Annotated in this window: 1 protein-coding gene and 1 pseudogene; both read left to right on the plus strand. The window is 56.8% G+C overall.

Translation table 11 applies throughout. The features are described 5' to 3' along the window. Positions 1 to 165: pseudogene (locus D3D02_RS21590) on the plus strand (ParA family protein); the annotation flags it as partial. Further along, positions 162 to 458: hypothetical protein (locus D3D02_RS19630; RefSeq protein ID WP_121571391.1), on the plus strand; the 297-nt coding region annotated here is incomplete at its 3' end. The pseudogene D3D02_RS21590 and the gene D3D02_RS19630, both read left to right, overlap by 4 nt.

The following is a 458-nucleotide window of genomic DNA, read 5'->3' on the forward strand; positions in this document are numbered from 1 at the left end:
CCGAAGCGGACCGACCTCTCCCAGTCGATTGGCGAGGGGGTGTCCGTCTTTGGCTTCGGCAAGGAGAACCAGCGCGTTGAGGATGCACGCGATTTGTTCAACGAGATCGCCGACCTGTTCGACGAGGCGTTTGAGAAGACCGCACCTGAGGAGATGGAAGCATGACCGACGGCTGGGGCGATGCATCCGGCATCGAGGGCAACTACGAAGAGGAGGACGACGAGGCTGATTCCAGCGAAACGAGTGAGGTGAGTGAAACGGTGGAAACCAGTTCATCGACCGAAACGACCGAATCGACTTCAACGAGTGAAACGAACGAAACGAGCAAAACGAAGACAAACATCAAGGACGAGTGGAATGGGCGAACGATCTATATTCCCGACGATGTCCTCGACGAGATGGAGGATACCTACCTCGAGTCCCAGCTAAAGCTCCGCAAGGCGGGCCAGGACGAGTTC

It is taken from the genome of Halobellus sp. Atlit-38R (assembly GCF_003665925.1).
GTDB lineage: Archaea > Halobacteriota > Halobacteria > Halobacteriales > Haloferacaceae > Haloquadratum > Haloquadratum inordinatus.